The organism is Helicobacter sp. 11S02629-2 (assembly GCF_002272875.1).
Lineage (GTDB): Bacteria > Campylobacterota > Campylobacteria > Campylobacterales > Helicobacteraceae > Helicobacter_I.
Genome location: NZ_MLAN01000005.1, coordinates 52,250 through 77,625, shown reverse-complemented (window position 1 = coordinate 77,625; position 25,376 = coordinate 52,250). Strand labels below are relative to the sequence as shown.

The window sequence follows — 25,376 nt, the reverse complement described above, 5'->3', positions numbered from 1 at the left end:
GATCATCTTGAACTTAGCACTAGCTATAATAATAATCATCTGCTTAATACTAAACCTCATAACTTCTATCCTTAGCTCTCTAAGTAGCAACAAACTAGAGAAAAAAGTCCAAAGATTAGAAGATAGGCTAAAGGTCTTAGAAGAGAAGGCGCAAAAAGATAGCTAGCCTTATATTAATTTATAGCTTAGAGGAGTTTTTAGATTCTATAAATTTGTAGAATCTAGTTTTGATAGACTGGGTGGATAAATATAAAAACGCATACTTGCTTTTTTAGAGACTAAAGGCTTTCTTTGTGGCTAAGACTGCTATGCAAAGATTATTTGAAAGAAAGTTTTTATAAGCCAAAAGCTTCCATCTCTAACTTTATGCACTTATCTTCTACTACCACTATGCCTGCTTTTTCTAGCAAGGCCTTTGCCTCTTTATTACTTATACCTAGCTGCATCCAAAAGCACTTTATCTTATTTTTATCTTGCAAGTCTAAGACTTCTTTAGCTATATCTAGCACTGCCGCACTTTTTCTAAAAACTACTACTATTTGAAAGCTTTCTCCGCTATTAAGTGCTTCACTTAAGCTAGGATAAGACATCTTTCCAAGGATCTCTTGCTTTTTAGGATAGATAGGGATGATATTAAAGCCTCTATTTTGCAAAAAACGCCCCACCATATTAGAATCCTTACTTACATCTGGACTAAGTCCAACTATGGCTATATCTTTTACGTTTGCAACTATGTCTTTTATGTTCATTTCATATCCTTTTTAAACTTCATAGCCCTTAGGTCTCTTAGTAAAGATGGCATGGCTATCATGAGACCTGAGATTATGATTAAAGCTATGCCTATGCTTGTATAAGAGTTTGGCAAAGCATCACCTAGTAAGATTCCAAAAAGCAAACTCCAAAGTATCCTAGTGTAGTCAATTGGCCCTACTATCCCAGCTGGCGCACTTCTATAGGCCATGTTTAATAAAAACTGCGCTATGGTACCAGTTAGTCCCATGAAAATTATCAAAACAGCACCTTTTAAGCTTGGTCTTAAAAAGTCTGAAAAGTTACCTAATGGCAAAAACATACCTATAAGCCCTATCAAAGTAGCAGTAGCCCCAAATGCCAAAACTACAGTCTGACTTCTAAAGTAGGCTTTAAGCTTGCCTAAAGTCATAAAGCCAAGGGCTGAAAACATCCCACTTATCACACCTGCAAAGATGTTTAGTGGATGTATACCTCCAAACTTTGGATCTGAAATTAAAACTATGCCAATAAAGCCAATAATAGTAGCAATAATCACTCCTATACCAAGACACTCCCTTAAAAATACAAGACTAAAAAATACAACATAAATAGGCACGCTTTGCTGAAAAGCTATAGCTGTGCCTAGTGGGATGGTATAAATATTATAAAAACCTGCAAGCATGGCAAGCCCGCCTATGATGGCACGAAAAGCTAGCATAAGCTTTCCACCTTTTTTAAACTCTTGCTTAGGTTTATCTTTCTTAGTTGGTATAGACATAACAGCTATAGTAAAAAGCACCATGATAAAAGAGCGCCAAAAAACAGTCTCCATAGGAGAGACTTCATCGCTTAAAAGTTTAACTGCCGCACTCATGAGTGCGAAAGAAAACGATGAAAGAAGCATAAAGGAGATGCCTTTAGTAGTGCTACTTATCATAGGTTAAGTTCCTACATTGAAGTTTTTATATCAAGTCCTAATAGATTAAATCCAGTTGTAAGTGTGTTAGACACATTTAAAAATAGCTTTAAGATGCTAGCTTCTTCACTTGAGCCTAGGATCTTATAGGCGTTATAAAAGGCATGAAACTGCTTAGATAGCGTTTTTAGATAGTCGCAGAGTTTATGAGGAGCGTTATCATTAAAACACTGAAGCAAGATGTGATTTAAGTTAAGTGAGGTAAGACAAAGTAAGTCATAGTCTTTTTTTAAGGCTTCATTTTGCGTCTCTAAAACACTAGCACAAATTGTCTCTTTGCTTAAAGTGCTTCTTGCTAGCAAGGTATGTATCCTAGAGTTGGCATAGTTTATATAGTAAAGCGGGCTTTCTTCTTTAGTCCTTATGATCTCGGCTATATCAAACTCCAAGTGGGTATCAAGACTTTTACTTAAAAAGATGAATTTTAAGTTATCAGCCCCTATCTCATCTACTACATCTTGAAGTAAGATAAAGTTCCCTGCCCGTTTACTCATCTTATAAGGTTTGCCTTCTTTTAGCACACTTACCATCTGCACAAAAAGTACCTTTAATTTGGTGCTATCAAAGCCTAAAAACTCTAAAGCTGCCTTTATCCTAGCAAGGTAGCCATGATGGTCTGCCCCCCAGATATTTATGCACTCATCAAAGCCTCTATCAAACTTATTTTTATGATAGATGATGTCCCCTACCATGTAAGTTGGCTCTTTATTAGACCTTATTAAAACCCTATCTTTTTCATCACCTTTTAAAGACGAACAAAGCCAGATACTGCCTTCTTCTTCTTTTAAAGCCTTTGCTTTTTGTAAGGCGCTAAAAGTTTCATCCCACTTATTAAAAAGCTCTTTTTCACTCATATAAGAATCAAACTCTATGTTTAAAGACTTAAGGTTAGCCTTTATCTCTTTAAGCATAAGCTCTTTTCCAAACTTTCCTAGCTCAAAAAGCAAGTCCTTAGATTCTAAACTAAAGTGTTTTAATGCCAAAGTAGCTAGCTCAGTTATATACTCACCCTTATAAAGATTATCTTCTTTTAGATCACAAGATACTCCTTCAAGCTCGCACATGCCAGCATAAATAGACTTGGCTAGATTTTCTATCTGAGTGCCTGCATCATTAACATAGTACTCTTTAAAAAAGTCTTGATTTAACTGCTTAGCTATATTTGCTATTGCATTTCCTACTATAGCTCCCCTTGCGTGACCTATATGAAGAGGTCCTGTTGGATTAGCACTTACAAACTCTAATAAAATCTTTTTAGATTCCATTAAAGGTATCTTTGGAGGTGAGTTTAAAAAAGATTCTAAATATTTAGTCTTTAAAGTGAAGTTTAAGTAGCCATTAAGTGCTTCTACTTTTGCGAAAACTACCTTATCAGAATCTTGCAAAGCACCCGCTAGCTCAGAAGCTAGGGCTTTTGGATTAACCCTTTTTAGCTTGGCTAAGCTAAAACATATAGGAGTTGCAAAATGTCCAAGAGAAGAATCTTTAGGCTGTTCTAAAACAAGTAAGCTACTTATATCTATATCATCTTGCTTGAAGATATCTTCTAAAAGCTTAATGATATGCTTTTTGACTTCAAAGTACATTAACTATCTTTTGCCTCTTTTGAAGCTTTAGTCTTTGTTGTTTTAGTAGTGCTTGCTACAACTTCTACTGGCTCTTCTTTAGCCTCTATAACCTGTGCTTTTGTAGCAGCCTTTTCTTCTTTTTTCTCATCATCATCTTCTAGCTCTTTTTTAAAGCTTTTTATACCACTACCTATACCTTTTGCTAAGTCTGGAATCTTTTTTGCTCCAAAGAGTAAAACAACTATTACTAAAACAATAACCCAATGCCATATACTTGAAAAGCCCATTAATCATCCTTTATGTTGATTTGCCAGTTTTGCGTTAAGCTAAGTGAAATATTAGCACTATTAACATAATACAGGCTAGTTATAATGCAAGATAAAGCCTTTTTAGACTCCTCTATATCTTCATTCACTATCAGATAGCTAAACTTAGAAACCTCTTGCATTTCTTTTATAGCATTTTTTAACCTCATATCTATAATAGCATCACTTTCACTATGTCTAAACTCAAGTCTAGATTTTAGAGTTTGTATATTTTTAGTAGTGATAAAGGCAGAAAATGCATTTGGATAAATCTTTTTTATATTATTAAAACCTTGTACATCTATCTCAAAAAGTATAACCTTACCTTTATCTATAGCCTTTTGTATATTCACAAGACTAGTGCCATAGTAGTTTCCATGAACATTAGCCCATTCTAAAAATTCATTATTTTCTACGCCTTTTTTAAACTCTTCTTCACTTATAAAAAAGTACTCTTTGCCCTCAGTTTCACCCTCTCTTTTAGCTCTAGTAGTACTAGATATGGATAAATAGATATCAGGAAACTTTTCTACTAGATACTTACAAAGTGTAGACTTTCCAGCCCCACTAGGACCAGAAAGGATAAGCATTTTATAATCAGTTTGCATCTTAAGGCTTTGGAAGAAATTTAATATTAATATTTACTTCATTATTACTAAAGTCTTCTTTTAACTCTATAGACTGCACACTTTGACCAAGACTTGATCTAAACTCACTAGATCTTAATGTCCTTAGTATGCTGCTTAAAACATCTGTGTTTGCACTTGTAAGCTCTTCTAGTTTTATACTGTTGCTTTCTTTAAGTGCTTGCTTGATATCTTCTTCATGATTTGCTGCTTTATGTTCTATATCCATAGCTACCTCACTAGTATCTTTTTTATCACTATCTTCACTATCTATACCCTCTTCCACACTTGGCCTTGCAAGACTAGTATCAAAGTCTTCATCTTCAAAGCTAGGCTCACTGCTACTTTTTTCATCCTTAGTATCATTTGCAGCCTCTTTAGCATCTTCAAAAGATGGCACTAAGTCCTCTTTATTTTCTTTCTTATCTGTCTTACTAGCTTCGCCCCTAATCTCATCTACCTTGCCTTCATCTGCTTTATTTTCATCTAAAATAGGGCTTTGAACTTCAAGGGCTTCTTTATTAGATTCCACTTTTATGGAATCTTTATCTTTAATATCTTTTTTAGCTTCACTACTAGTTACTATCTCTGGTTGACTAGGAACTTCATGTCTTTCATAAGCTTCACCAAGGGCTTCTGCTAGATCTAGCTCATCTAAAGATTCTAAGTCTTCTTCTTCCTCTTTTGTATTTAAAGCTTTACTTTTATCTTGGCTAGTAGTGCTTTGAGTACTATTGCTTAGGGTTGCTTTAGGCTCTACATCCCTACTTGCATCACTTAGTAGATTGTCATTTTTTAACATATCGTTTAGTTCATTTAAAGTATCTGCGTCTAAAATCTTTGGTTTTTGGGAAGGTGCTTTTTTATCATCTAAAATATTATTCATTAACTCTTCTTTCTTTGGATTTGATAATGTATCTAGTGCTTCGCTTATATCTTCTTCTAGGTCTTCTAAAACCTCATCTTGCTTACTCCTATCATCTTCTTTTATGGCTTCTTCATCTTTAAAAGTTTGTATATCTTTTTGTAAGTTTTCTTCTTCTTTGACCTCTACTTTTTTAGCCTCTGCTTTAGATTCTTCTTTATAGTCTTTGCTTGATTGCTTTTCTTCTTTAGTAGAAGCTATATCTGCTATCTTTGTATCTAAGTTTATAGGTGCTGGTTTTATGCTTTCTAGCTCTATATTTTCTAACTCTAAACTTGCTGGCGCTATAGACATACTATCTTGTAAGTTTGCCTCGCTTTTAGGACTTGCAGTATCAAGATTGGCACTATATATATCATCAAAGTTTAGGTCATCAAAAGATAAGTCACTATGCTCTAAGTCTTTATTATCTTTAGGTTCATCTAGACCTAAAGCAGAGCTAAGACTAGTTTGTAAATCTAAGCTCATATCTTCACTTAAGTCTTCATTTCTAGCACTCATATCTTTTAAATCATCTAGCTTCTCTAAGCTAGCTTCATCTTTTATTAGAGGTTTATCTTTAACTTCATCACTTATAGAATCTAAGTCTTTTTCATCTTTTAAGCCACCTTCTTTTAAAGCAGGTTCCTTTAAGTCTTTATGACTTGCATCATCTTTATCTAAGCTATCAAGATCTAAGTCGAAATCACCTAGGCTACTAAGCTTTTTATCATCTTCTGCAAGACTGCTTAAGTCCCCATCTTCAGGCAAGCTGACACTAGATAAATCATCACTACTTAAGTCATCTAAACTAGGCTCACTTGCCAAAGTGCTAGCCTCTTTTACCAAGTCTACTTTAGGCTCACTATCTTTTTTATCTTTATCTAATTCTTTGATTTGTTCTGCATCTAAAGGCTTCCAAGCCTCTATGATATTTAAAACTTCTGTTGGCAAAAAAGGTTTTTGTATGTCTTTTTCAAACCTATCTTTATCATACTTTCCTCCATGCCCTTTTGAGTAAAGCAGACATGACTTTAAGTTCCCTTTCAAAGCTAAAAACTTAGTTGTATCACTCCCTACGCTCTCACCATCTATAAATGCACAAAAGTAAGATTCTCTTTGTATAGAGTTAGGCACTTCCTGCATAGATTCTAACTCTACACCTAACTTATCACAGGCTAGTTTTATGAGTTTTTCGACTATAGGATTTTGGTTAATAAGTAATACTTTCATCTCTCTTCTTTTATGGTTTTTAGATTGTTTGAATTTCAAGGCAAGCTTTTAGAATGTTAAAATGTATAATACAAGAAATTTATCTTTTTTGAGGTTAGTTTGATTATGAAAGTGCACAAAACAGCAAGAGTTAAAAAATCTTTTACACTGCTTTCTTTTTTTATAGTTTTTGTACTTTTTTCTCTATCCAAAACTTACAGCTATGAAAACTTATACATGCTTCCTTATCAAAACAAAGAAGCTTTAAAAGAGTTAGTCCAAAGTATAAGATACGCAAGAAAAGATATAAAGATAGCAATTTATAGCTTTACTTATAGACCTCTTATTAATGCCTTAAAAGACGCGGCATCACGCGGTGTAAAAGTGCATATAATCTTTGATAATGGGAATCTTAGTGAAGATGGTAAGCCAAGAGAGCACTCTGCACTAGGAGACCTAGCAAAGTATAGACACATAGATGTCTGTACACTTAAAGGCTTAAAAGACAAAAGACATAACTACTATGGGATCATGCACCAAAAACTTATAGTTATAGATGATAAGCTTTTAGCCCTAGGCTCTGCTAACTGGAGTAAAAACGCTTTTGAACTAAGCTATGAAACCCTACTTTTTACAGATAATGCAGCCTCTGTTAAAACTGCTAGCTACTTTTATAAAGATATGTTTTCTAGATGTAAGCTTTATGGATAAAGCTTTATGCGTAAGCAGATACTAATTTTTATTAACAAACTCTAGTTTTTAGGTAGAATAGATTCCAAGTCCATCACGATAAGATGGCGTTTTACTAACAAAAACGGAGTTTCTTTGACATCATGCAAAAATTAACATCGCCTAAAAAGATGACAAGACAAGATATAAAAACCTTAAGCCTTTCTTCCCTAGGTGGCATGCTAGAGTTTTATGACTTTATCATCTTTGTCTTCTTTGCTAAAGTCTTTCAAGAGCTTTTCTTTCCAGCTAACTTAAGTCCTTTCTGGTCTAGTTTAAATGTCTATGGTGCCTTTGCTGCAGGCTATTTTGCAAGGCCACTAGGCGGTATCATAATGGCACACTTTGGAGATAAAAAAGGACGCAAAAACGTCTTTATGCTTTCAATCCTTCTTATGGTCATACCTACTTTAGTGCTAGGTCTTATGCCTACTTTTAATCTTATAGGCTACGCTGCACCTATAGTCTTACTCCTTATTAGAATCCTCCAAGGCATAGCTATAGGTGGTGAGCTACCCGGGGCGTGGGTCTTTGTAGTAGAACATAGCAGCAAGCATAATGCTGGCACAAACCTAGGGCTAGTGACTGCTTCAGTAGTAGGTGGAATCTTACTTGGAAGCATAGTCACAGTTATCATCTATGCTGCTTTTAGCACTGAGGCTATACATAGTTATGCTTGGCGTATACCTTTTATACTAGGGGGAGTTTTTGGAGTTATATCTATATATCTAAGACGCTTTTTACATGAAACTCCCATCTTTAAAGAGATGCAAAAAGAAAAGTCACTTAGTGCCCTTCCTCTAAAAACAGTTTTTAAAAACCACAAACTTGGCTTTGTAGTTAATATGGCAATGACTTGGCTACTAACAGCTTGCGTCATTATCTTGCTTTTACTTGTGCCTAACTTCATGCAAGATAGCCTTAAGATAGAAAAAGAGATAACTATTTATATGCAGATGAGTGCGATTGTTTGCATGTGTATAGGATGCGTGGTTATAGGCTATTTTAGCGATAAGATAGGACCTATAACTTGCATGATAATAGCTAGTATCGGTCTTGCTATAAGCTCTTATCTTTTTATAAATGCCATCTATGCACCAACCTATACCCTAGCAAATATCTGGACTTTATATATCATACTTACGCTTTTTAGTGGTATAACAGTCTTAACACCCATCATTGGCACACAGTGCTTTCCTGCAAGTGTTAGATTTAGCGGGCTTTCGTCATCTTATAACATAGCCTATGCCATCTTTGGAGGTCTAACACCAATCATAGCTAGCACTTTTCACAAAAGTATGCATAGTGGTCTTGCTATATATTTTTTAGTAGTTATAGTTATAGCCTTGCTTGCTATGCCACTTTTTATAAAAGCAAGACGCAAAGTAGAGTTTTAATATAGCAATATAAGAGGTAAGCAAGCGGTAAGTTTCAAATAGTTAGAATCTTTGCCTGATACAACCCCAAGGAAAGATTTAATGCTTACTAAACTAAAGGGCTTTTTGCTTTTACTTCCAGCTATAGTTTTTGAAGCTATAGCGCTTTACTCACTTAAAGCTATAGGAAATACTTACCTAGCAAACCTTACTATGATAGTTTTGATACTTATATCTTATGTCTTTTTGGCCTTATGCTTAAAATACATTGCCTTAAGTGTGGCTTATAGTATCTGGGAGATAGCAGGGCTAATACTTATCTTTTTAATCTCAATCTTTGTCTTTCATGAACATATGAGTGTAAAAGAAATCATAGGCGTAGGACTTGGCTTCATAGGCATAGTCTTAGTTATAGTTGGCGAAAAGCACTAAGGAGTAAGTATGTCTTTTATCATCCTTTGCATATCAGGTCTTATAGAGGTTTTAGCAAATGCTATCTTAGTTAAGTCTAATGGCTTTAAGCGCTACAAACTTGGAATCTTAGCCCTTATCTTAGTCATCATCTCCTTTTTACTTTTAAGTGCGGCTTTAAGCATGGGTATAAAACTATCAGTTGCCTATGTCTTATGGGGCTCTATAGGGATAATAGGAAGTGTGGTTACTGGATTTTTTTTAAAGCAAAGGTTAAAGCTTATAGGCTATATAGGCATAGTTATCATACTAGTAGCAGTGATAGTTCTAAAAAGCTAAGCTTTTATAAAATCTTACACTGCTTACTTTTTTTGCTTAAAGACTAGGCTTAATCTAACAAGGCATCTAGGTCTGCTCTATCTAACCTATCAACTAGTATATAGCTTGCATCTATAAGCTTATACTTTGACTTTGGAAGTCTTGCTATAAAGTCATCATAGTCTACATAGCCAAGTGTTTCAAAGCTATCGATATCATCTTCATCCCCATTTATCGCTATTAAGCACACTTCCCAGCCAACTATCTTGTCTTTATCTATAGTGTCTTCATACTCAAACTCTACTTCTGGCTTCAAAGGAAGTATCGTTGGCAAGTCTTGCGTTAAGGTATAAAGGGCAAGCATATCACTAGATTCTTTACCGTCTTCTTGTGCTTTATAAAACTGCTGATTAACAAAATAGGCATCTATGTTTTGATTTTCTGTAAGCATAAGGCTAAATGCTTTTAAGGGATCATCTGCAGCAAAGATGCTATCCATCATCTCTTTATTAAAGGACATGGGGTGATTTATACCAAGGATGATGCAGTTATCGCCATTACTTGTCTGCTCCATTAAGGACTTTAAGCCAGCACTTATATCTTCTAAGTAGTTATAGTTTATATTATCACTATTATAGATATTACCCTCTTCATTTTCTATCTTGGAATCTAGTCTTTTAGCAAGAAGCTTCATAAAGTCTAAGCCTAGCTTCCAGTCTGCTAAAGTAGAAGGTGTCGCAAAAGAGATCTTATAAGCTTCATCTTCATAGCAAAGATGAAAGCCTCTACCACTTAGCCCTTCAACTCCAAGAGATAAAAAGTCCACTTCATCAAGTGGGGCTAATAAGATGTCATTAACATCTTCAGCATCCATGTTATAAACTAGCAAGTCATCCATGGCTAAAAGTAGGTCATCGACAGTTAATGGATTTTTGTGTGTATCTTTTATACTGAAAGTCTGTGCCATGTTAGATCCTTATAGAGGTGTATATGGATCTATTATAACGTTAAATAAAACTTTACTTTTAAAAACTTTGAAAATATTTTTTTAGATTCCAAAGCTTTTTATATCTTGCTTACTTTAAGTGTTTAAAACTACCTAGCAGATATCTAAGAAGTGATATCTTTTAAACCCCTATAAACTTAACTCTTTTAGAATCTTAGAAGCTACCTCTAGTGGATTACTAGCTTTATAGATTGGGCGGCCTACTACTATCATATCACTGCCTAGTCTTCTTGCAGCAAGGGGAGTTAGCACTCTTTTTTGATCATCTTTTGCCTCTTCTAGTCTGATACCCGGAGTGATGATAAAAAGTCCCGGTGTCTTTGCTTTAACTAACTCTATCTCATGAGGAGAGCATACAATAGCTGGCAAGTTACAGTCTTTTGCAAGGGTTGCAAGCTTGCTTGTGCCTTGCTTTATATCAGTGTTATAAACTTCTAAAAAAGTCTTTTCATCAAAGCTAGTAAGGACACTTATGGCTACTAAGTTTAGATTACTTTTTTGTTCTTTAACTGTGTTAGTAAGCAAGCTTAAAGCTGCCCTCCCACTACTTGCGTGCACACTTAAAAAGTCAACATCTAGCTTTATGCACTCTTTCAAAGCATCATTCATAGTATTAGGTATATCATAAAGCTTTAGATCTAAAAATATACTAAAGCCTAAGCTTTTAAGCTCACAGACAAAGTCTTTGCCATCTCTTATAAAGCTTCTTAGGCCAACTTTTAGTGTGATATTACCAAGGGTTTTAAGGCTTTTTGCTAGGGATAGGTTTTCTTCTTTGCTCGGTAGATCTAGGGCTATACACAGTTTTGTTTTCATTATCTCTCCTTGACTTTTTACTTACTGGTTTTTCTTGAGTATTTTTAGATTCTTTATTAGACATGGTAGTTGTTGATGAAAGGTTAGAAAAGCCTTTAGCCCTAAAAGTTCTAGAAGAGCTTGTAGAAGCACTATCTTTAAAGTCCCTTGTCCTCTCTCCTTCTACTTTTCTTTTATCGGTCTCTCTTCTATATGTTTTTTTAAAGTCCCTTGTACCTCTACTATCCCTTGTATCGCCAAACTTAAAATCTTTTTTATCTCTAAAATTTTTAGAATCTTTATCTTTTATATCTCTATCTTTATAGTTTTTATCTCCAAAACTTTTTTTGTCTTTAAAGTTCTTCTTAAAGCCAGTATCTTTAAGGTCTCTTTTTTTGTAGTCTTTATCTTTAAAGCTTCCTCTTTTAGAATCTTCTTTTTGAAACTCTTCTCTTGTCTCTTTTCTTTTAAAGTCTTTAGTGCCCCCAAAAGATTCTTTTCTAGGTCTTTTGTCTTTAAAATCTTTAAACTCCCCAGCCTTAAAGCTACCTTCTTTTGGTCTTTCCCTTCTAGTGCCCTTACTATCTTGGCGGCGTCTAAGCCTATCTTTTTTAATATTCTCTCTTGCATTTACTTCTTTTTCTAAGGCAGCAAGTTTTAATCTTTGCTCTTCTTCTTTTTGCAAAAGTAGCTCTTTTTGACTTAGCTTAAAGTCTTCTAAGTCTTCTTTGCTAGTTTTAGAGATGGCATCTAACATGCCATTTATTAAATTTATAGTCTTTTTTTCTTCGTTATAAAACTCACGTACAAGCTGTAAGGATTCATTAATCGCTACTGCGTTATCAGTCTCTGTAAAAAGCACTTCATAAATCCCAAGTCTTAAGATAGCCTTTTCCAAAACTCCAAGCCTATCTAAGTCCCAGTCTTTCAAAAAATGCCTAATAAGCAAATCTATCTCATCTTTAAAAGAAAGTATGCCTTTTAGCAAAGCACTGGCAAAGTCTTTTTGTTTGTTTTTAATCTTTTGAGTAGTAAAGTAGTCATCAGCCCTGTCTACAAAGTCTAGACTTTCTAAATCCTGTGCATAAAGCAGTTGAACTACGCATATCCTTGCATCAAAGCGCGTGGCCATTACTACACATCCAGTTTGCTATATAAATCTAGTAGCTCAATTAAAGCACTCATAGCTTCAAAGCCCTTATTACCAGCTTTTAGGCCTGCTCGATCAAGGGCTTGGTCTATGTTATCAGTAGTTAAGATTCCAAAGCTTACAGCTGCGCCATACTTCAAAGTGACATTAGCCACGCCTTTAGTAGCTTCAGCGCTTACATAGTCAAAGTGAGGAGTGCCCCCTCTTATGATAGCCCCTAAAACACAAACACCATCATAGTTAGCACTGCTTAAGATTCTATCTAGTAAAAAAGGCAGCTCAAAAGCCCCCGGAACTAGTATCACATCAAGATTAGCCTCATTACCACCATGGCGTATAAAGCTATCTTTTGCACCTTCTATTAGCTTATCTGTAACTAGTGAGTTAAATCTTGAAGCTATAACTGCTATCTTATCACTTTCTTTAAGGCGTAGTTTTCCTTCTATTAACATGTATTTCCTTTTTTATTATTAGTTTTATAGTCTGCTTCTAAACTCGTGAGGAATCTGATTTTGGATTCTAATCAAAGTTAGCATTATAGATTCCATATCCTTAGTTTTTATCATATTTGGCCCATCACTTAGTGCATGCTCTGGGTCATAGTGAGTTTCCATAAAAAAGCCATCTACTCCAACAGCTGCTGCTCCACGCGCTAAGATTGGTGCAAACTTGCTATCTCCTCCACTTTTGCCACCTAAAGCACCAGGGGCTTGCACACTATGAGTAGCATCAAATACAACAGGTGCAAAATCACGCATTATAACTAGTGATCTCATATCAACAACTAGTGCGCCATAGCCAAAAGAGTTACCTCTTTCAGTAAGCCAGATTCTATGTTTTTTACTATCTTCAAAACTAGCTTCTTTTATATTAGGATCACGTGTTTTTAAAGCTTTTAAGACGCTATATTTCATATCAGTTGGGTTCATAAACTGTCCCTTTTTGATATTAATGATGCAATCTGTCTTTGCTACTTCAACTATTAAGTCAGTTTGACGGCATAAAAAAGCAGGTATTTGTATGATGTCTACTACCTCACTCAAAGCCTTTGCTTGCTCTCTTTCATGGATGTCAGTTATTAGCTTATAGCCAAAGTCTTTTTTGATGGTTTCAAGCATTTTTAAGCCTTCATCCATACCTAAGCCACGATATGCCTCTAGGCTAGTTCTATTAGCCTTATCAAAGCTTGCCTTAAAGTAAAAGTCTATATTTTCATTTTCTGCAACGCTTCTTAGGCCTTCTGCTATCTTTTTTAACTGCTCTAGGCTTTCTATGACGCAAGGTCCACTCATTAGTATCATTTGCCTATCCTTATTTAAAAATTACATATCTAAACTAGTTGGAGTTATAGGTTTAAACTCACGAGTTATAGGATTATAGTTTAGTATCTCTCCACTATCAATTGTGTAATACCATCCAAAAAGTTGCAACGCCCCTCTATCAAAACGCTCACTTATAAAAGGATAAGTAAGAAGATTTTGCATTTGATACTGCACGTTTAAAAGCTCAGTTATCCACTGTCTTTTAGTTGTAGAATCTGGATTTAACGCTAAGACTTTATCACGCACTGGATGCATAAACTCAAGCCACTTTTTTACATGAGGAAGGCTATCAAGTTCTTCATCACTTTTATATATAGATCGACACGCCCCACAGTTATTATGCCCGCAGATTATTATAGTCTTTATATTTAGCACGCAGACTGCGTACTCTATGGCTGAAGTAGTTCCTATGCTACCGCTGTTATTTGGATCATCATAAGGCGGGATGATATTGCCAAGATTTCTTATTGCGTAAAGCTCACCGGGCTTTGCTTGCACAAGGCGATTTGGATCTACTCTTGCATCAACGCAGGAGATAAAAAGTATATGAGGCTTGTTTTCTCTTAATCCTTCATAGAAACTCTTGTGTTTGTTGTAGTCTTCTTCATAAAATTTCATCACACCATCAAATACAGATTCCATAATAATCACCTCCATTTAATTCTTTTTAGTTCTTGTCATAGCGACTACAAAAAGCAGCCTAAAAAAGCAAGAAAAATGCGTGAGTTAAGTACTAAGTTTTTAAGCTTGTAATCTTATATAAAAAGCAAAGTTATTAGTTTTTATTATAGCTTAGTTATACTACGTTATAAAACGCCTAAAATTTTAGTTAAGGTTTAAAAGCCATGATGGCCACTGTGCTGCACTTCATCATTCAAATCATTGACCACTTAGGCTACGTTGGCATCTTTATATTAATGGCTATAGAATCTAGTTTTATCCCTCTTCCTAGCGAAGTAGTTATGATCCCTGCTGGTTATCTAGCCTATCAAGGTGAAATGTCTATGCCTATACTTTTGATAGTAGGTGCACTAGGCTCTCTTTTTGGTGCACTTATAAACTACTTTATAGCTTATAAATTTGGGCGCTTGATAGTTTTAAAGTATGGAAAATATGTGCTTATAAAAGAAAGCACACTTTTAAAAACTGAAGGCTTTTTTACAAAGTATGGTTCAGTTAGTATCTTTGTATCACGCTTCTTTCCAGTCCTAAGACACTATATATCTTTGCCTGCAGGACTTGCAAAGATGAGTCTTTGGAAGTTTTGCTTTTTTACTTTTATAGGGGCATTTTTATGGGTGTGTGTGCTTAGCTACTTTGGCTACTATCTTGGACATAGCCTATCTAACGTACATAATGTAAATGAGATAGCAGGAGCTTTTGTAGGGGACACTAAAGATAGTATGCAAGCAGACATCAAACACAAAGCAAGACTGATTATCTATATAGTCTTAGCAGTTGTTGTAGTCATTGGCATAGTTGCTGCTTTACTTATAAGACTTAAAAAGTCTAAAGATATGGAATCTAAAAAGTAGTAATTATTTTTTATAAAATCTACAAAAACTAACATAGTCTACAAACATAACACTTTGCAACGAAAACAACCACAACCTTTTAGCTTTTGTTATACTTAAAGTTAAAAAGCTTTTTAAAGGATCTAATCACATATGATAGCTAGCATACTTCAGTTTATAATAGACGCCATCGACACCTTAGGCTACGTTGGCATCTTTATCCTAATGGCTATAGAATCTAGCATCATCCCCCTTCCTAGCGAAGTAGTTATGATCCCTGCTGGTTATCTAGTCTATCAAGGCAAGATGGATATGAGCTTAGTTATACTTTCTGGTACGCTAGGGTCTTTAGCAGGTGCACTTATAAACTACTATATAGCCTTAAAGTTTGGGCGACTTATAGTCTTAAAATATGGCAAGTACTTTTTAATGAAAGAAAGCACACTTTTAAAAACTGAAGGCTTTTTTATGCGTCATGGACCTATAAGCACTTTTATAGGGCGTCTTTTGCCACTTATAAGACACTATATCTCACTTCCTGCAGGACTTGCAAAGATGAAGCTTTGGAAGTTTTGCCTTTATACCTTACTAGGTGCTTTAGTATGGGTAGCAGTGCTTAGCTACTTTGGCTACTATCTAGGCAACACTCTAGGGGATGCACAAAGTTTAAATGAGATAGCAGGAGCTTTTATGGGCTCTAATAAAGACGCAACCCAGCTTGATATAAAGTCTCAAGCAAAAAATATCATGCTTATCATAGTAGCCGTAGTCATCATCATAGGCATAGTTTATAGCATCATCTCTAAATTCAAAAAAAATAAATGAGTAAAATAAAGCAAATAAGTTTTACAATAAAAAAGAATTTTAAAAGCCAAATGTAAGGGAAAATGATATGGAACAAAAACTTGATATAAGAGGATCGTTTTTAGAGTTTTTTAAAAGCAAGGGACATCAAATCTATGACAGTATGCCTTTAGTGCCTAATGACCCAACTTTGCTTTTTACAAACGCGGGCATGGTGCAGTTTAAAGACATCTTTACTGGCACACTTCCTCCACCAAAAGGTCTAAGGGCTACTTCTTCACAAGTATGTCTTAGGGCAGGTGGCAAGCATAATGACTTAGAAAATGTCGGCTACACAGCAAGACACCACACTATGTTTGAGATGCTTGGGAACTTTTCTTTTGGGGACTACTTTAAAAAAGATGCCATTAAGTATGCTTGGGAGTTTGTAACTGAAGTGTTAAAACTACCAAAAGAAAAGCTTTATATAACAGTGCATGAAAGTGATGATGAAGCCTATAACTTATGGAAAGAAATAGTTCCCATTAGTCATATAAAACGCCTTGGTGATAAAGATAACTTCTGGCAGATGGGCGATACTGGACCTTGTGGGCCTTGTAGCGAGATATTTATCGATCAAGGAGAAGAGCACTTTTCTGGCAGTGAAGACTACTTTGGTGGAGATGGAGATAGATTCTTAGAGATATGGAATCTAGTCTTTATGCAGTTTGAAAAAAGTAAAGATGGCAAGCTTACACCACTTCCAAAACCAAGTATAGATACAGGGATGGGGTTAGAAAGGGTTCAAGCGGTTATGGAAGGTAAAACTTCTAACTTTGATTCAAGCATCTTTACGCCTCTTATAAAAGAAGTTGAAAAACTATGCAACAAGCCTTATAAGTATGAAACAGGGGCAAGCTATAGGGTTATAGCTGATCACGCACGTGCGGTTTGCTTTCTTCTAGCACAAGGTGTTACTTTTGATAAAGAAGGTAGGGGCTATGTTTTAAGGAGGATTCTAAGAAGGGCTTTAAGACATGGCTATCTTTTAGGCATAAAAGGGGCTTTTCTTTATAAAGTGGTTGATAAGGTTATAGATGAGTTAAGCTATCACTACTCTTACTTAAAAGAAAAAAGAGAAAATATCTTAGAGCTTTGCAAGCTTGAAGAGTTACGCTTCTTAGATACTTTAGAATCTGGCATGAAGCTTTTTAAAGAAGAGCTTAGTGCTTGTGAGGCTAAAGGAGAAAAGATCTTTAGTGGGGAAGTGGCTTTTAAGCTTTATGATACTTTTGGATTCCCACTAGATTTAACACTTGATATGTTAAAAGATACGATCTTAAGCCTTGATATAGCTAGCTTTGAAGCTTGCATGGAGACACAAAAGGCAAGGAGTTCTGCGTCTTGGAAAGGAAGTGGCGATGAAGGGGTAAATGAAAACTTTAAGCACCTTGTACAAAGCCTGCTTTCTAAGTTTGGCAAAAATGAGTTTGTAGGCTATGAGTATGCTAGCTTAGAATCTAAGATTCTATCTTTACTAGATAGTGAGTTTAATGAAGTTAGCACTTTAAAAGAAGGCCAAAAAGGCTATGTACTTTTTGCTAAAACCCCACTGTATCCTCAAGGTGGTGGACCTCTTGGAGAAGCTGGCAAGCTTTATAAAGATACAAAGTTAGTAGCAGAAGTGCTTGATACTAAAAAGTATCACGACTTAATCATATCTAGCATCTTGTCTAAGGATACTTTAAATGTAAATGAGACTATAAAGATAGAAGTCTCAAATGATCGCTTTGAGATAAAAAAGCACCACTCAGCCACTCACTTACTTCACGCAGTGCTTCATGAAGTCTTAGGAAGTAGCATAGCCCAAGCTGGCTCACTAGTGCTAAAAGATAGGCTAAGGTTTGACTTTACTTATCATAAAGCACTAGATAGCACCTCGCTAGACCTAATAGAATCTAAAGTTAACGCCCTAATAGCAAGTGCGTTAAGCACTAAGGTTGAACACCTTTCAAAAGAAGATGCCATAGCTAAAGGTGCAAAAGCACTTTTTAATGAAAAATATGGAGATACTGTTAGGGTTGTAAGCTTTGGGAGTGAAAGCATTGAGCTTTGTGGGGGGCTACACGTTAATAACACGGCTGAAATTAATAGCTTTTATATCACCAAAGAAGGTAGTGTTAGTAGCGGCGTTAGGCGTATAGAAGCAGTTTGTGGGCTTAGTGCTTATGAGTATGCTAGCACTCATATAAGAGGGCTTAAAAACTTAGAAAACACACTTAAAACTAAAGATATATTAGGGCTTGTCGCTAAGCTTAAATCAACACTTAAAGCTGATAGTAGTATCCAAGAAGCAAGCTTTAAGGCTGAGCTAATTAATAATGTGCCTTGTGTTATAAGCCTAGCAAGTGGGAATCTTAAAGCCCATATTGATAACTTTAAAAATGCAAATGTAAAATGTGCCATATTCTTACTTCAAGCAAGTGATGATAAAGCAAGTCTTGTGCTAGGAAGCAAAGGAGTAGAGTTAGACTGCAATATGTGGCTTAAGTCTATGAGCACGCTAGGACTTAAAGGGGGTGGACGCAAAGACTTCTTGCAAGCTGGACTAAAACTAGAAGAAGGCAAGAGTTTAGATTCTAAGTTAGTAGATGAGATCTTAAGCAAGGCTAAAGCTTACTTAGAATCTAATCTTAAAGGCTAGATTCCATGATAGTTATACCAGCTAGACTTAGATCAACTCGCTTTCCTAATAAGATCTTAAGTGATATATATGGTCTTCCTATGTGCATAAGGGTGGCAAAAAACGCAAGTAAGGTTGATGATGTAGTCTTAGCAGTTGATGACTTTGGAGTGTATGAGCTAGCACTAAAACATAATATAAGGGCGGTTATGACTGACCCAAAACATCCTAATGGGACTTTAAGAGTGCTTGAGGCTTGCACTATGTTAGGTCTACAAAAGGATGAAGTCATTATAAATGTGCAAGCTGATGAGCCTTTTTTAGAAGTAAGAAATATACAAAAACTTATAGATATAACTAAAACTTCAAGCTTTATGGCAAGCCTTGCTAAGCCTATCACAAGCACTGAAGCTAAAAATCCTAACCTTGTAAAAGTAGTACTAGATGATAAAAACTGTGCCCTTTATTTTTCAAGGTCTATAATCCCTTTTAATAGAGATGACACTTTGGATGCTAGCTATCTAGGGCATCTAGGACTATATGGCTTTTTAAATATAGAAGTTTTAAAAGAGTATGCAAGCATGAAAGAATGCAGCCTAGAAAACATAGAAAAACTAGAGCAGTTACGCGTGCTTTATCATGGCAAAAAGATAGTCCTTGCCATAGTAGAAACTAAAAGCCTAGGTATAGATACAAAAGAAGACTTAGAGCTAGCTTTAAAGACATTTAGCAAAGGAGACTTATAAACTATATGATAGATAATACTAAGGATTTAGAAGGAGAAGAGGGGCTAGTAAGTATTATCATCCCAGTTTATAATGTAGAAAAGTATCTTAAAACTGCGCTAGATTCTGTACTTAATCAAAGCTATGAAAAGCTAGATATTATCTTAGTTGTTGATGGCTCTACTGATAAAAGTTTAGATATAGCCTTAGAGTATGCTAAAAAAGATAGGCGAATCTTCATAGTAGAAAAGCTTAATGGCGGCCTTAGCACAGCTAGGAATCTTGGCACTGAGCTAGTTAAAAACTCTCCTCTAAGAAAGGCTTTAGAATCTATAAAAGAAGATTCTAATAAAGGCACAAAAAATGCCCTATTAACATCTAACTACATTAAGCCAAAACAAATAGCTATGTGTGCTTATCCTTACAGCCTAAAGTACGCTAAGCTTCAAGGCTACTTATATCCAAGTGCCAAAAACTACTTTGTAAATGCCATCTTTCCTTTTAAAAGCCAAGTCTTTGGAGAGAAACCTATCTTTATAGGAAGCTTTTCAAAAAATGAACTAAAAAAGAGAGCTAGGCTTTTTGATGCTTTCAAAAAACAAAACTTACATAGACTTTTAAACCTTACTCCTAAAGTAGTAGATGATAGCTTGCTTTCACACTTTGAGTATGATAAAAGAGGCTTTTTTAGATTTAGTCTAAATGACATAACGCAGCTTTTACGTCAGGACTTACCACCTAAGCAGTTTATCCACTACTTTGACAGTGATGACTTTATGCAAAGGCTTTGTATACAATCTTGCATAAACGCTATGGAAAAAGATACTGAAGTAGTAGTACATCACTACTCTATCTTTTATGATGGAGTAGGTGTGCCTTTACCACCTAGGACTAAGGAGCAAAAGAAGTGGCACGCAAAGCACCATAAACCCCACTATATAGAAAATGTACTTAAAGAGTATGAAGATGGTAGGGTTGATGGCAGTAAGCTTTTTAAGGCAGCTAATATTAGTCCTATTAACTTTGGCTGGCATGGCATGGTGAGTAATAGCTATCTAAATAAGATTGCCCTTCGCTTTACTCCCTTTCTTGATATGGAAGACCTAAACTTTGGCATGTTACTACTTGGCAAAGCTAAGGCTATAAAAGTGCTAAAAGACAAGCTTGTAGCTTATAGAGTAAGAAAAGATTCTATATCTAATTACGCAAGGGAAAAAAAGATAAACATCCCACAGTCTTTAGAGTATCTAAAAAGCCACTTTAAAAGTAACCAAAATATAAGAACTTACTTTAATCTCTTCTGCCACTTTTTTGCTGTGCTTGATATCTACTTAAGCTTAAAAAGGCTAAATAGCCTAGATAAGAAAGCCAAAAAAAGCTTAGAAACACAACTAACTTATATCTTACAAGAGAGGGTTGAAATGGCATTTTACTATGACCGTAAGGGCAAAGATCCCCTTAAGTGCTTGCTTATAGTGCAACACTTACCTTTTTTAATGGGCAATAAGGTGCTTGATTCAAACACTAGGATGCTTTTAAGACTAGGTATGAAAAATGGCTCTTTTGTTATAAAGCTTTTAAACTTCGCTTTTTTAAGTGTGAACACAACCTTTTGGAGAAGAACAGCTTATATAGTAGCAAGAAGCATCTATATAGCCATAGGACTTAAAAAGCTAAGGATGAGACTTGCTAAAAAGGCTGATATAAAAGAGATAAAAAAGAATCTAAATTCTAAAAAGCCTTAAATTGATATCTCATCAAAGTAAGATAGCCTTTTTATCCCACTTTCTTTTTATCCTACTTTCTTTTTATCCTACTTTTAGGCATTTAGATTCTATATTATAGAATCTATCCTCTTTATACTATTTATCAAAAGTATATTTAGCATAACTTGTAATGGTAGATATTTTCACAAAAAATAACATTTAGTGTTTAGCTGCTAGCTAGATAAGTGGCTGCAATAGTATGAAGCATTAATTTTTAGAGTAAAAAAGTTACGCTATCTTGCTTTTATTTTTAAAATAATTAATAAAACTTCATACTTTAAGTCTAAAACATCATAATGGAAAAATCCCAGCAAACAATCCAAATAAAAAATATATTAAATAAAAAACACACTAAAGGAAAAATATGTCAACTAGAAACATGAAGCCTGATACCTTTGAGCCCATAGGCAAAAAGACACGATTTACTTCTATGCTAGCAGCAAGCTCTGGCAACTTAGTAGAGTGGTATGACTTTTATATCTATGCTTTTAGTGCGACTTATTTCATAAGCTCTTTTAGTGCCTCTAATGATCCAACTATAGAGTTAATAGCTGCTTTTGGAATCTTTGCTTTAGGTTTTTTCATGAGACCTATTGGCAGTTATCTTTTTGGTGCACTAGGAGATAAGATAGGACGCAAAAAGTCTATGGTTTACTCAGTTTTACTAATGGCTATAAGCTCCCTTCTTATAGCCATCTTGCCAACTAAAGACCATGTCGGCAACTATGCCATCTTACTTTTACTAGCAGTTAGAATCTTGCAAGGACTAAGTGTTGGTGGAGAGTATGGCATAGCTGCTACTTACCTATCAGAAATAGCCACTAAAGGTAACCGCGGTTTTTACTCTTCCTTTCAGTATGTTACTTTAATAGGCGGTCAGCTTATAGCTGTTGCTAGCTTAGTCATCTTAGAACTCATCTTTCAAGAATCCACCATAAAAGAGTGGGCATGGAGACTGCTTTTTGCCTTTGGTGGAATCTTAGCCCTTTTATCACTACTTTTAAGGAGTGATATGCATGAAAGTGGCGATGAGATCTATAAGCATAAAGATAGAGGAAGCTTTAAGGCCCTAACTCAAAACTGGAAGTACTTTTTAATGGTTATAGGCTTTACTGCTGGTGGGTCTTTAGCCTTTTATACTTTTAGTACTTATACTAAAGTTTTTATGGTAAACACTGCTGGTATAGCACAGTCTACATCTAATAATATCATGCTAGCAGCCCTCTTTTTCTTTATGATCTTTCAGCCTTTATTTGGCGCACTTGGCGATAGGATAGGTAGAAGAACTTTGCTAATAATCTTTTCCATCCTTGCTATCATTTCTATATATCCAATCTTTCATCTTTTAGGAAAAGCAACTAGTAGCATAGAGATATTTTTCATACTCATATGGGCTTTTATAGTGCTTAGTCTTTATACTTCAGTTGGGGGAGTGATAAAAGCTGAACTTTTCCCCATTCATGTAAGAGCCCTTGCTACTGGTCTAAGCTATGCTATAGGTAATGCCATCTTTGGAGGAAGTGCTTCTTATGTAGCTTTGAAGTTTAAAAGTGCAGGTATGCCTGAAGGCTTTTATATCTACTGCATAGTTATGTTTGTTATCTGTCTTATAGTGGCTTACTTTTTACCTAAAAGAACTTACTTAGAGTAGCTTAAGGCGTTAGATTGGTGTTGAAACTTTTTAGGTTTTTAAATTGATAAAACCTAAAAATAGATATTAAACAGGCTTATTAGTTCTTATAAATAAGCCTACATATTAGCTTTTAATCTAGCTCAGTCTTAAGCATAGCGCCATTACTTGCATTGCTTACTAAAAGTGAGTAGCGTTTTAGCCACTTGCTTTTTATAGGTTTTACTTTTGGAGTGAAGTTAAGGCGTCTATTTTCAAGCTCATCTTCTGGTACTTCTAAAGTAAGACTTGCATTTTTTATACTTATTTTTATCACATCGCCATTTTTAACCACGCCTATGATTCCACCCTCACTTGCTTCAGGGCTTATATGACCTATGCACGCACCACGTGTTGCCCCACTAAATCTACCATCAGTAATCAATGCCACGCTTTCATCAAGCCCTAAGCCCATAATAAGACTAGTAGGACTTAACATCTCAGGCATACCCGGACCTCCTTTTGGCCCTTCATATCTTATAACTACAACATCTCCAGCTTTTACTTCGCCCCTACTTATCCCAGCTATAGCTTCATCTTGACTATCAAAAACAACAGCCTTTCCAGTGAACTCTTTCATATTTTCACTCATAGCCCCAACTTTGACCACACAGCCTTCTCTTGCAAGATTGCCATAAAGCACTTTTAATCCACCTGCTTGTGAGAAAGCATTCTCTTTTGTGTGTATGATTTCAGTATTTTTGATCTTATAGTCTTTTATGCGTACGTGCATAGTTTCACCTGTGATGGTTAAAGTGTCTTTTACTAGATTCCCACTTTTATTTATCTCATTTAAAACAGCCCCTACTCCACCTGCATTTTGTATATCTTCCATATAGACATTAGTTACTGCAGGGGCGATTTTAGTTATGTGGGCTACTTGCTTACTTATAGAATCTATCTCTTTTAATCCAAAGTCTACATTTGCCTCTTTACTAATTGCAAGCATATGAAGCACAGTATTAGTACTACCACCCATAGCCATATCAACTACAAAAGAGTTGTGGATAGCATCTTTGTTTATGATGTTTTGGATTTTAAACCTTTCGCTTTCTTTTTCACTTAGGGCTATTTCAACTATACGTCTTGCTGCAACGCGTAACATCTCTAGCCTTTCTTTACTCCTTGCTATCACTGTGCCATTACCAGGTAGTGCGATACCTAGTGCTTCACACAAAGTATTCATAGAATTAGCCGTAAACATACCACTACAGCTCCCCCCACCAGGGCAAGCATTACACTCCATATCATAAAGCTCTTCTTCGCTTATCTTGCCATTTTCAAAACTACCTACTGCCTCAAAGGCTGAACTAAGGCTAACTTTAGAGCCATCTTTAAGCGTACCTGATCTCATAGGACCGCCACTTACAAAGATAGTAGGCACATTAACACGTAACGCCCCCATAAGCATGCCCGGCACTATCTTGTCGCAGTTTGGTATGCAAACTAATGCGTCTAAACAGTGAGCATTCATAACTGTTTCTATGGAATCTGCTATAAGCTCACGACTTGGTAAGGAGTAAAGCATACCATCATGTCCCATAGCTATACCATCATCAACGCCTATAGTGTTAAACTCAAAAGGCACACCCCCTGCATTTATTATCTCTTCTTTTATGATGCGACCATACTCTTGTAAGAAAAAGTGCCCCGGGATTATATCTATGTGAGAGTTTGCTATACCGATAAAAGGCTTATTAAAATCTGCATCTTTAAGCCCAGTAGCTCTAAGCAAACTTCTATGTGGCACTCTTTGGTAGCCTTTTTTAACTGTATCACTTCTCATTTTCTTCCTTTATTAAAAAGCTAGGTGATTTTATATATTTAATTATGCTAGGTTTTTTTGAAGTTTGTTTTAAAAGCTAGAAAGTTTTAAGAATCTAAACTCACTTAGACTAAAAACTTAGCTGCATTTATATAGCTTTTAGTGTTTACCTTAGCCCCTTTATAAGCTATATCAAAAGCTACGCCATGGTCCACACTTGCCCTTTTTATAGGCAAGCCCAAAGTTACATTGATGCTTTCTTCAAAATAAAGTGCTTTTAAAGGTATAAGCCCTGCATCATGATAGATGCTTATAAAGTGAGAAAACCTCGCCCTATTACTAGGGATAAAGGCAGCATCTGGAGGATAAGGGCCTATAAATAAGTCTTTGCCTAAGTCTAAGTTTAGCTCTTTAATCGCATCTTGTATTAAAAAGTCTTCATCTCCTAAGACACCACCATCGCCTGCATGAGGGTTAAAGCCTAGCACACAAACTTCTTTTATATCACGCCCTTTTAGGTAGTCTTTATAAAATCTAAGTAAGAAGTCTTTAAAACTTTCTTTGCTTATAAGGCTTGATACTTCTTTTAAAGGTACATGATCACTAAAAAGGGCTACAAACATAGAAGGACAACCTAGCATCATAATGCCTTCTCCATAAAGCTCACGTAAATACTCAGTATGCCCTGCGTAGTTAGCCCCTGCTAGCTGCCAAGCTTTTTTGTGTATAGGCAGGGTTAAAACTCTATCACTAACTTCTAAAGCCTTTTTAAAAGACGCAAAACTATAAGCCCCACTTATGGAATCTATCTTGCCGGGTTTTATTTTAAAAGGGAGATTTAAAGGAAGGCAGTCTTTTTCTAGGATGGGATTTTTAAGATTTAAAAGCGTGCTAGCCTCTTGTAAAAGAGGATAATCACACATATAAAAAGGCTTGCAAAACATAGAAAGCTTAGCGTGGGATTGCAAGGCTATCTGTAAGCCCACGCCATTTATATCGCCTATACTTACTGCGACTTCTAACTTGCTCATAGTAAGCCTA

Annotated in this window: 24 protein-coding genes and 1 pseudogene; 11 read left to right on the top strand and 14 right to left on the bottom strand. The window is 35.5% G+C overall.

Annotation, left to right across the window (positions count from 1 at the left end; translation table 11 throughout):
- Positions 1 to 7: 7 nt before the first annotated feature.
- Entirely contained in the window at positions 8 to 166 is a 159-nt protein-coding gene (locus BKH40_RS08730; RefSeq protein WP_180675117.1) for a hypothetical protein, read from the top strand.
- Between the two features lie 169 nt (positions 167 to 335).
- Here BKH40_RS08730 and BKH40_RS04500 read toward each other — a convergent pair whose 3' ends face one another.
- Genes BKH40_RS04500 through BKH40_RS04475 form a run of 6 tightly spaced genes read right to left on the bottom strand, consistent with a single transcriptional unit; the run spans position 336 to position 6,344 of the window.
- On the bottom strand, positions 336 to 749 hold the full coding sequence (locus BKH40_RS04500; RefSeq protein ID WP_095277326.1) for a CoA-binding protein: 414 nt from the start codon (positions 747 to 749) through the stop codon (positions 336 to 338).
- Positions 746 to 1,669, bottom strand: coding sequence for a DMT family transporter (locus BKH40_RS04495; RefSeq protein WP_095277325.1), 924 nt, complete (start codon positions 1,667 to 1,669; stop codon positions 746 to 748). Before BKH40_RS04495 ends, BKH40_RS04500 begins: the two co-directional genes overlap by 4 nt.
- Positions 1,670 to 1,680: 11 nt before the next feature.
- Positions 1,681 to 3,294, bottom strand: coding sequence for an arginine--tRNA ligase (gene argS, locus BKH40_RS04490; RefSeq protein ID WP_095277324.1), 1,614 nt, complete (start codon positions 3,292 to 3,294; stop codon positions 1,681 to 1,683).
- The gene (tatA, locus tag BKH40_RS09015; RefSeq protein ID WP_095277322.1) at positions 3,294 to 3,563 is read right to left on the bottom strand and encodes a twin-arginine translocase TatA/TatE family subunit; all 270 of its coding nucleotides are present in this window, start codon (positions 3,561 to 3,563) and stop codon (positions 3,294 to 3,296) included. Before tatA ends, argS begins: the two co-directional genes overlap by 1 nt.
- A complete protein-coding gene (gmk, locus tag BKH40_RS04480) occupies positions 3,563 to 4,189 on the bottom strand; it encodes a guanylate kinase (RefSeq protein ID WP_095277321.1) in 627 nt (208 codons plus the stop codon). Before gmk ends, tatA begins: the two co-directional genes overlap by 1 nt.
- 1 nt (position 4,190) lies before the next feature.
- Positions 4,191 to 6,344 carry a hypothetical protein gene (locus BKH40_RS04475; RefSeq protein ID WP_095277320.1) on the bottom strand — a complete coding sequence of 718 codons (2,154 nt, stop codon included), beginning with the start codon at positions 6,342 to 6,344 and terminating at the stop codon, positions 4,191 to 4,193.
- A gap of 105 nt (positions 6,345 to 6,449) precedes the next feature.
- Here BKH40_RS04475 and BKH40_RS04470 point away from each other — a divergent pair, with 105 nt between their 5' ends.
- The 4 genes from BKH40_RS04470 (at position 6,450) to BKH40_RS04455 (ending at position 9,178) form a co-directional block, all read left to right on the top strand.
- Positions 6,450 to 7,034 (top strand): phospholipase D-like domain-containing protein, encoded by a 585-nt coding sequence (locus tag BKH40_RS04470; RefSeq protein WP_095277318.1) that lies wholly within the window; start codon positions 6,450 to 6,452, stop codon positions 7,032 to 7,034.
- A 122-nt stretch (positions 7,035 to 7,156) separates the two neighbouring features.
- Complete coding sequence (locus BKH40_RS04465; RefSeq protein WP_143428453.1) at positions 7,157 to 8,449, top strand: MFS transporter; 1,293 nt, start codon at positions 7,157 to 7,159, stop codon at positions 8,447 to 8,449.
- Positions 8,450 to 8,530: 81 nt separating this feature from the next.
- Positions 8,531 to 8,860: an SMR family transporter gene (locus tag BKH40_RS04460; RefSeq protein WP_095277317.1), complete on the top strand. Its 330-nt coding sequence runs from the start codon at positions 8,531 to 8,533 to the stop codon at positions 8,858 to 8,860.
- A gap of 9 nt (positions 8,861 to 8,869) precedes the next feature.
- Complete coding sequence (locus tag BKH40_RS04455; protein ID WP_095277315.1) at positions 8,870 to 9,178, top strand: SMR family transporter; 309 nt, start codon at positions 8,870 to 8,872, stop codon at positions 9,176 to 9,178.
- 49 nt (positions 9,179 to 9,227) lie between these two features.
- On the opposite strand, the gene BKH40_RS04450 is transcribed toward BKH40_RS04455, so the two are convergent.
- The 6 genes from BKH40_RS04450 to BKH40_RS04425 all read right to left on the bottom strand — a co-directional run bounded on the left by BKH40_RS04450 (position 9,228) and on the right by BKH40_RS04425 (position 14,087).
- Positions 9,228 to 10,124, bottom strand: coding sequence for a DUF4299 family protein (locus BKH40_RS04450; protein ID WP_095277314.1), 897 nt, complete (start codon positions 10,122 to 10,124; stop codon positions 9,228 to 9,230).
- Positions 10,125 to 10,292: 168 nt separating this feature from the next.
- Positions 10,293 to 10,979 carry an orotidine-5'-phosphate decarboxylase gene (pyrF, locus tag BKH40_RS04445; protein WP_095277312.1) on the bottom strand — a complete coding sequence of 229 codons (687 nt, stop codon included), beginning with the start codon at positions 10,977 to 10,979 and terminating at the stop codon, positions 10,293 to 10,295.
- The gene (gene nusB, locus BKH40_RS04440; RefSeq protein ID WP_095277311.1) at positions 10,906 to 12,090 is read right to left on the bottom strand and encodes a transcription antitermination factor NusB; all 1,185 of its coding nucleotides are present in this window, start codon (positions 12,088 to 12,090) and stop codon (positions 10,906 to 10,908) included. Before nusB ends, pyrF begins: the two co-directional genes overlap by 74 nt.
- A 2-nt stretch (positions 12,091 to 12,092) precedes the next feature.
- Positions 12,093 to 12,560, bottom strand: coding sequence for a 6,7-dimethyl-8-ribityllumazine synthase (gene ribH / locus BKH40_RS04435; RefSeq protein ID WP_095277309.1), 468 nt, complete (start codon positions 12,558 to 12,560; stop codon positions 12,093 to 12,095).
- Positions 12,561 to 12,584: 24 nt separating this feature from the next.
- Positions 12,585 to 13,409, bottom strand: a complete 825-nt coding sequence (gene kdsA, locus BKH40_RS04430; RefSeq protein ID WP_095277307.1) for a 3-deoxy-8-phosphooctulonate synthase — start codon at positions 13,407 to 13,409, stop codon at positions 12,585 to 12,587.
- A 21-nt stretch (positions 13,410 to 13,430) separates the two neighbouring features.
- Positions 13,431 to 14,087, bottom strand: coding sequence for a carbonic anhydrase (locus BKH40_RS04425; protein WP_257842514.1), 657 nt, complete (start codon positions 14,085 to 14,087; stop codon positions 13,431 to 13,433).
- A 188-nt stretch (positions 14,088 to 14,275) separates the two neighbouring features.
- Here BKH40_RS04425 and BKH40_RS04420 point away from each other — a divergent pair, with 188 nt between their 5' ends.
- From BKH40_RS04420 to BKH40_RS04395, 6 genes and pseudogenes are all read left to right on the top strand, one after another.
- Positions 14,276 to 14,965, top strand: a complete 690-nt coding sequence (locus tag BKH40_RS04420; protein ID WP_095277303.1) for a DedA family protein — start codon at positions 14,276 to 14,278, stop codon at positions 14,963 to 14,965.
- Positions 14,966 to 15,100: 135 nt separating this feature from the next.
- Positions 15,101 to 15,769, top strand: a complete 669-nt coding sequence (locus BKH40_RS04415) for a DedA family protein (protein WP_257842517.1) — start codon at positions 15,101 to 15,103, stop codon at positions 15,767 to 15,769.
- 67 nt (positions 15,770 to 15,836) lie between these two features.
- Positions 15,837 to 18,431: an alanine--tRNA ligase gene (gene alaS, locus BKH40_RS04410; RefSeq protein ID WP_095277300.1), complete on the top strand. Its 2,595-nt coding sequence runs from the start codon at positions 15,837 to 15,839 to the stop codon at positions 18,429 to 18,431.
- 5 nt (positions 18,432 to 18,436) lie between these two features.
- Complete coding sequence (gene kdsB, locus BKH40_RS04405) at positions 18,437 to 19,156, top strand: 3-deoxy-manno-octulosonate cytidylyltransferase (protein ID WP_095277299.1); 720 nt, start codon at positions 18,437 to 18,439, stop codon at positions 19,154 to 19,156.
- Between the two features lie 5 nt (positions 19,157 to 19,161).
- Positions 19,162 to 19,428 (top strand): annotated as a pseudogene (locus tag BKH40_RS09010) (glycosyltransferase family A protein); the annotation flags it as partial.
- A gap of 1,852 nt (positions 19,429 to 21,280) precedes the next feature.
- Positions 21,281 to 22,552, top strand: coding sequence for an MFS transporter (locus tag BKH40_RS04395; protein WP_095277402.1), 1,272 nt, complete (start codon positions 21,281 to 21,283; stop codon positions 22,550 to 22,552).
- Positions 22,553 to 22,664: 112 nt separating this feature from the next.
- On the opposite strand, the gene ilvD is transcribed toward BKH40_RS04395, so the two are convergent.
- A complete protein-coding gene (gene ilvD / locus BKH40_RS04390; protein WP_095277295.1) occupies positions 22,665 to 24,356 on the bottom strand; it encodes a dihydroxy-acid dehydratase in 1,692 nt (563 codons plus the stop codon).
- 104 nt (positions 24,357 to 24,460) lie between these two features.
- On the bottom strand, positions 24,461 to 25,366 hold the full coding sequence (gene pdxA / locus BKH40_RS04385; RefSeq protein WP_095277293.1) for a 4-hydroxythreonine-4-phosphate dehydrogenase: 906 nt from the start codon (positions 25,364 to 25,366) through the stop codon (positions 24,461 to 24,463).
- Positions 25,367 to 25,376: the final 10 nt, after the last annotated feature.

What these genes read in the sequence shown, in the direction of transcription:
- BKH40_RS04500 (WP_095277326.1), bottom strand. Translation starts at nt 749, where the DNA reads ATGAACATAAAAGACATAGTTGCAAACGTAAAAGATATAGCCATAGTT.
- BKH40_RS04495 (WP_095277325.1), bottom strand. Translation starts at nt 1,669, where the DNA reads ATGATAAGTAGCACTACTAAAGGCATCTCCTTTATGCTTCTTTCATCG.
- argS (WP_095277324.1), bottom strand. Translation starts at nt 3,294, where the DNA reads ATGTACTTTGAAGTCAAAAAGCATATCATTAAGCTTTTAGAAGATATC.
- tatA (WP_095277322.1), bottom strand. Translation starts at nt 3,563, where the DNA reads ATGGGCTTTTCAAGTATATGGCATTGGGTTATTGTTTTAGTAATAGTT.
- gmk (WP_095277321.1), bottom strand. Translation starts at nt 4,189, where the DNA reads ATGCAAACTGATTATAAAATGCTTATCCTTTCTGGTCCTAGTGGGGCT.
- BKH40_RS04475 (WP_095277320.1), bottom strand. Translation starts at nt 6,344, where the DNA reads ATGAAAGTATTACTTATTAACCAAAATCCTATAGTCGAAAAACTCATA.
- BKH40_RS04470 (WP_095277318.1), top strand. Translation starts at nt 6,450, where the DNA reads ATGAAAGTGCACAAAACAGCAAGAGTTAAAAAATCTTTTACACTGCTT.
- BKH40_RS04465 (WP_143428453.1), top strand. Translation starts at nt 7,157, where the DNA reads ATGCAAAAATTAACATCGCCTAAAAAGATGACAAGACAAGATATAAAA.
- BKH40_RS04460 (WP_095277317.1), top strand. Translation starts at nt 8,531, where the DNA reads ATGCTTACTAAACTAAAGGGCTTTTTGCTTTTACTTCCAGCTATAGTT.
- BKH40_RS04455 (WP_095277315.1), top strand. Translation starts at nt 8,870, where the DNA reads ATGTCTTTTATCATCCTTTGCATATCAGGTCTTATAGAGGTTTTAGCA.
- BKH40_RS04450 (WP_095277314.1), bottom strand. Translation starts at nt 10,124, where the DNA reads ATGGCACAGACTTTCAGTATAAAAGATACACACAAAAATCCATTAACT.
- pyrF (WP_095277312.1), bottom strand. Translation starts at nt 10,979, where the DNA reads ATGAAAACAAAACTGTGTATAGCCCTAGATCTACCGAGCAAAGAAGAA.
- nusB (WP_095277311.1), bottom strand. Translation starts at nt 12,090, where the DNA reads ATGGCCACGCGCTTTGATGCAAGGATATGCGTAGTTCAACTGCTTTAT.
- ribH (WP_095277309.1), bottom strand. Translation starts at nt 12,560, where the DNA reads ATGTTAATAGAAGGAAAACTACGCCTTAAAGAAAGTGATAAGATAGCA.
- kdsA (WP_095277307.1), bottom strand. Translation starts at nt 13,409, where the DNA reads ATGATACTAATGAGTGGACCTTGCGTCATAGAAAGCCTAGAGCAGTTA.
- BKH40_RS04425 (WP_257842514.1), bottom strand. Translation starts at nt 14,087, where the DNA reads ATGGAGGTGATTATTATGGAATCTGTATTTGATGGTGTGATGAAATTT.
- BKH40_RS04420 (WP_095277303.1), top strand. Translation starts at nt 14,276, where the DNA reads ATGATGGCCACTGTGCTGCACTTCATCATTCAAATCATTGACCACTTA.
- alaS (WP_095277300.1), top strand. Translation starts at nt 15,837, where the DNA reads ATGGAACAAAAACTTGATATAAGAGGATCGTTTTTAGAGTTTTTTAAA.
- kdsB (WP_095277299.1), top strand. Translation starts at nt 18,437, where the DNA reads ATGATAGTTATACCAGCTAGACTTAGATCAACTCGCTTTCCTAATAAG.
- BKH40_RS04395 (WP_095277402.1), top strand. Translation starts at nt 21,281, where the DNA reads ATGAAGCCTGATACCTTTGAGCCCATAGGCAAAAAGACACGATTTACT.
- ilvD (WP_095277295.1), bottom strand. Translation starts at nt 24,356, where the DNA reads ATGAGAAGTGATACAGTTAAAAAAGGCTACCAAAGAGTGCCACATAGA.
- pdxA (WP_095277293.1), bottom strand. Translation starts at nt 25,366, where the DNA reads ATGAGCAAGTTAGAAGTCGCAGTAAGTATAGGCGATATAAATGGCGTG.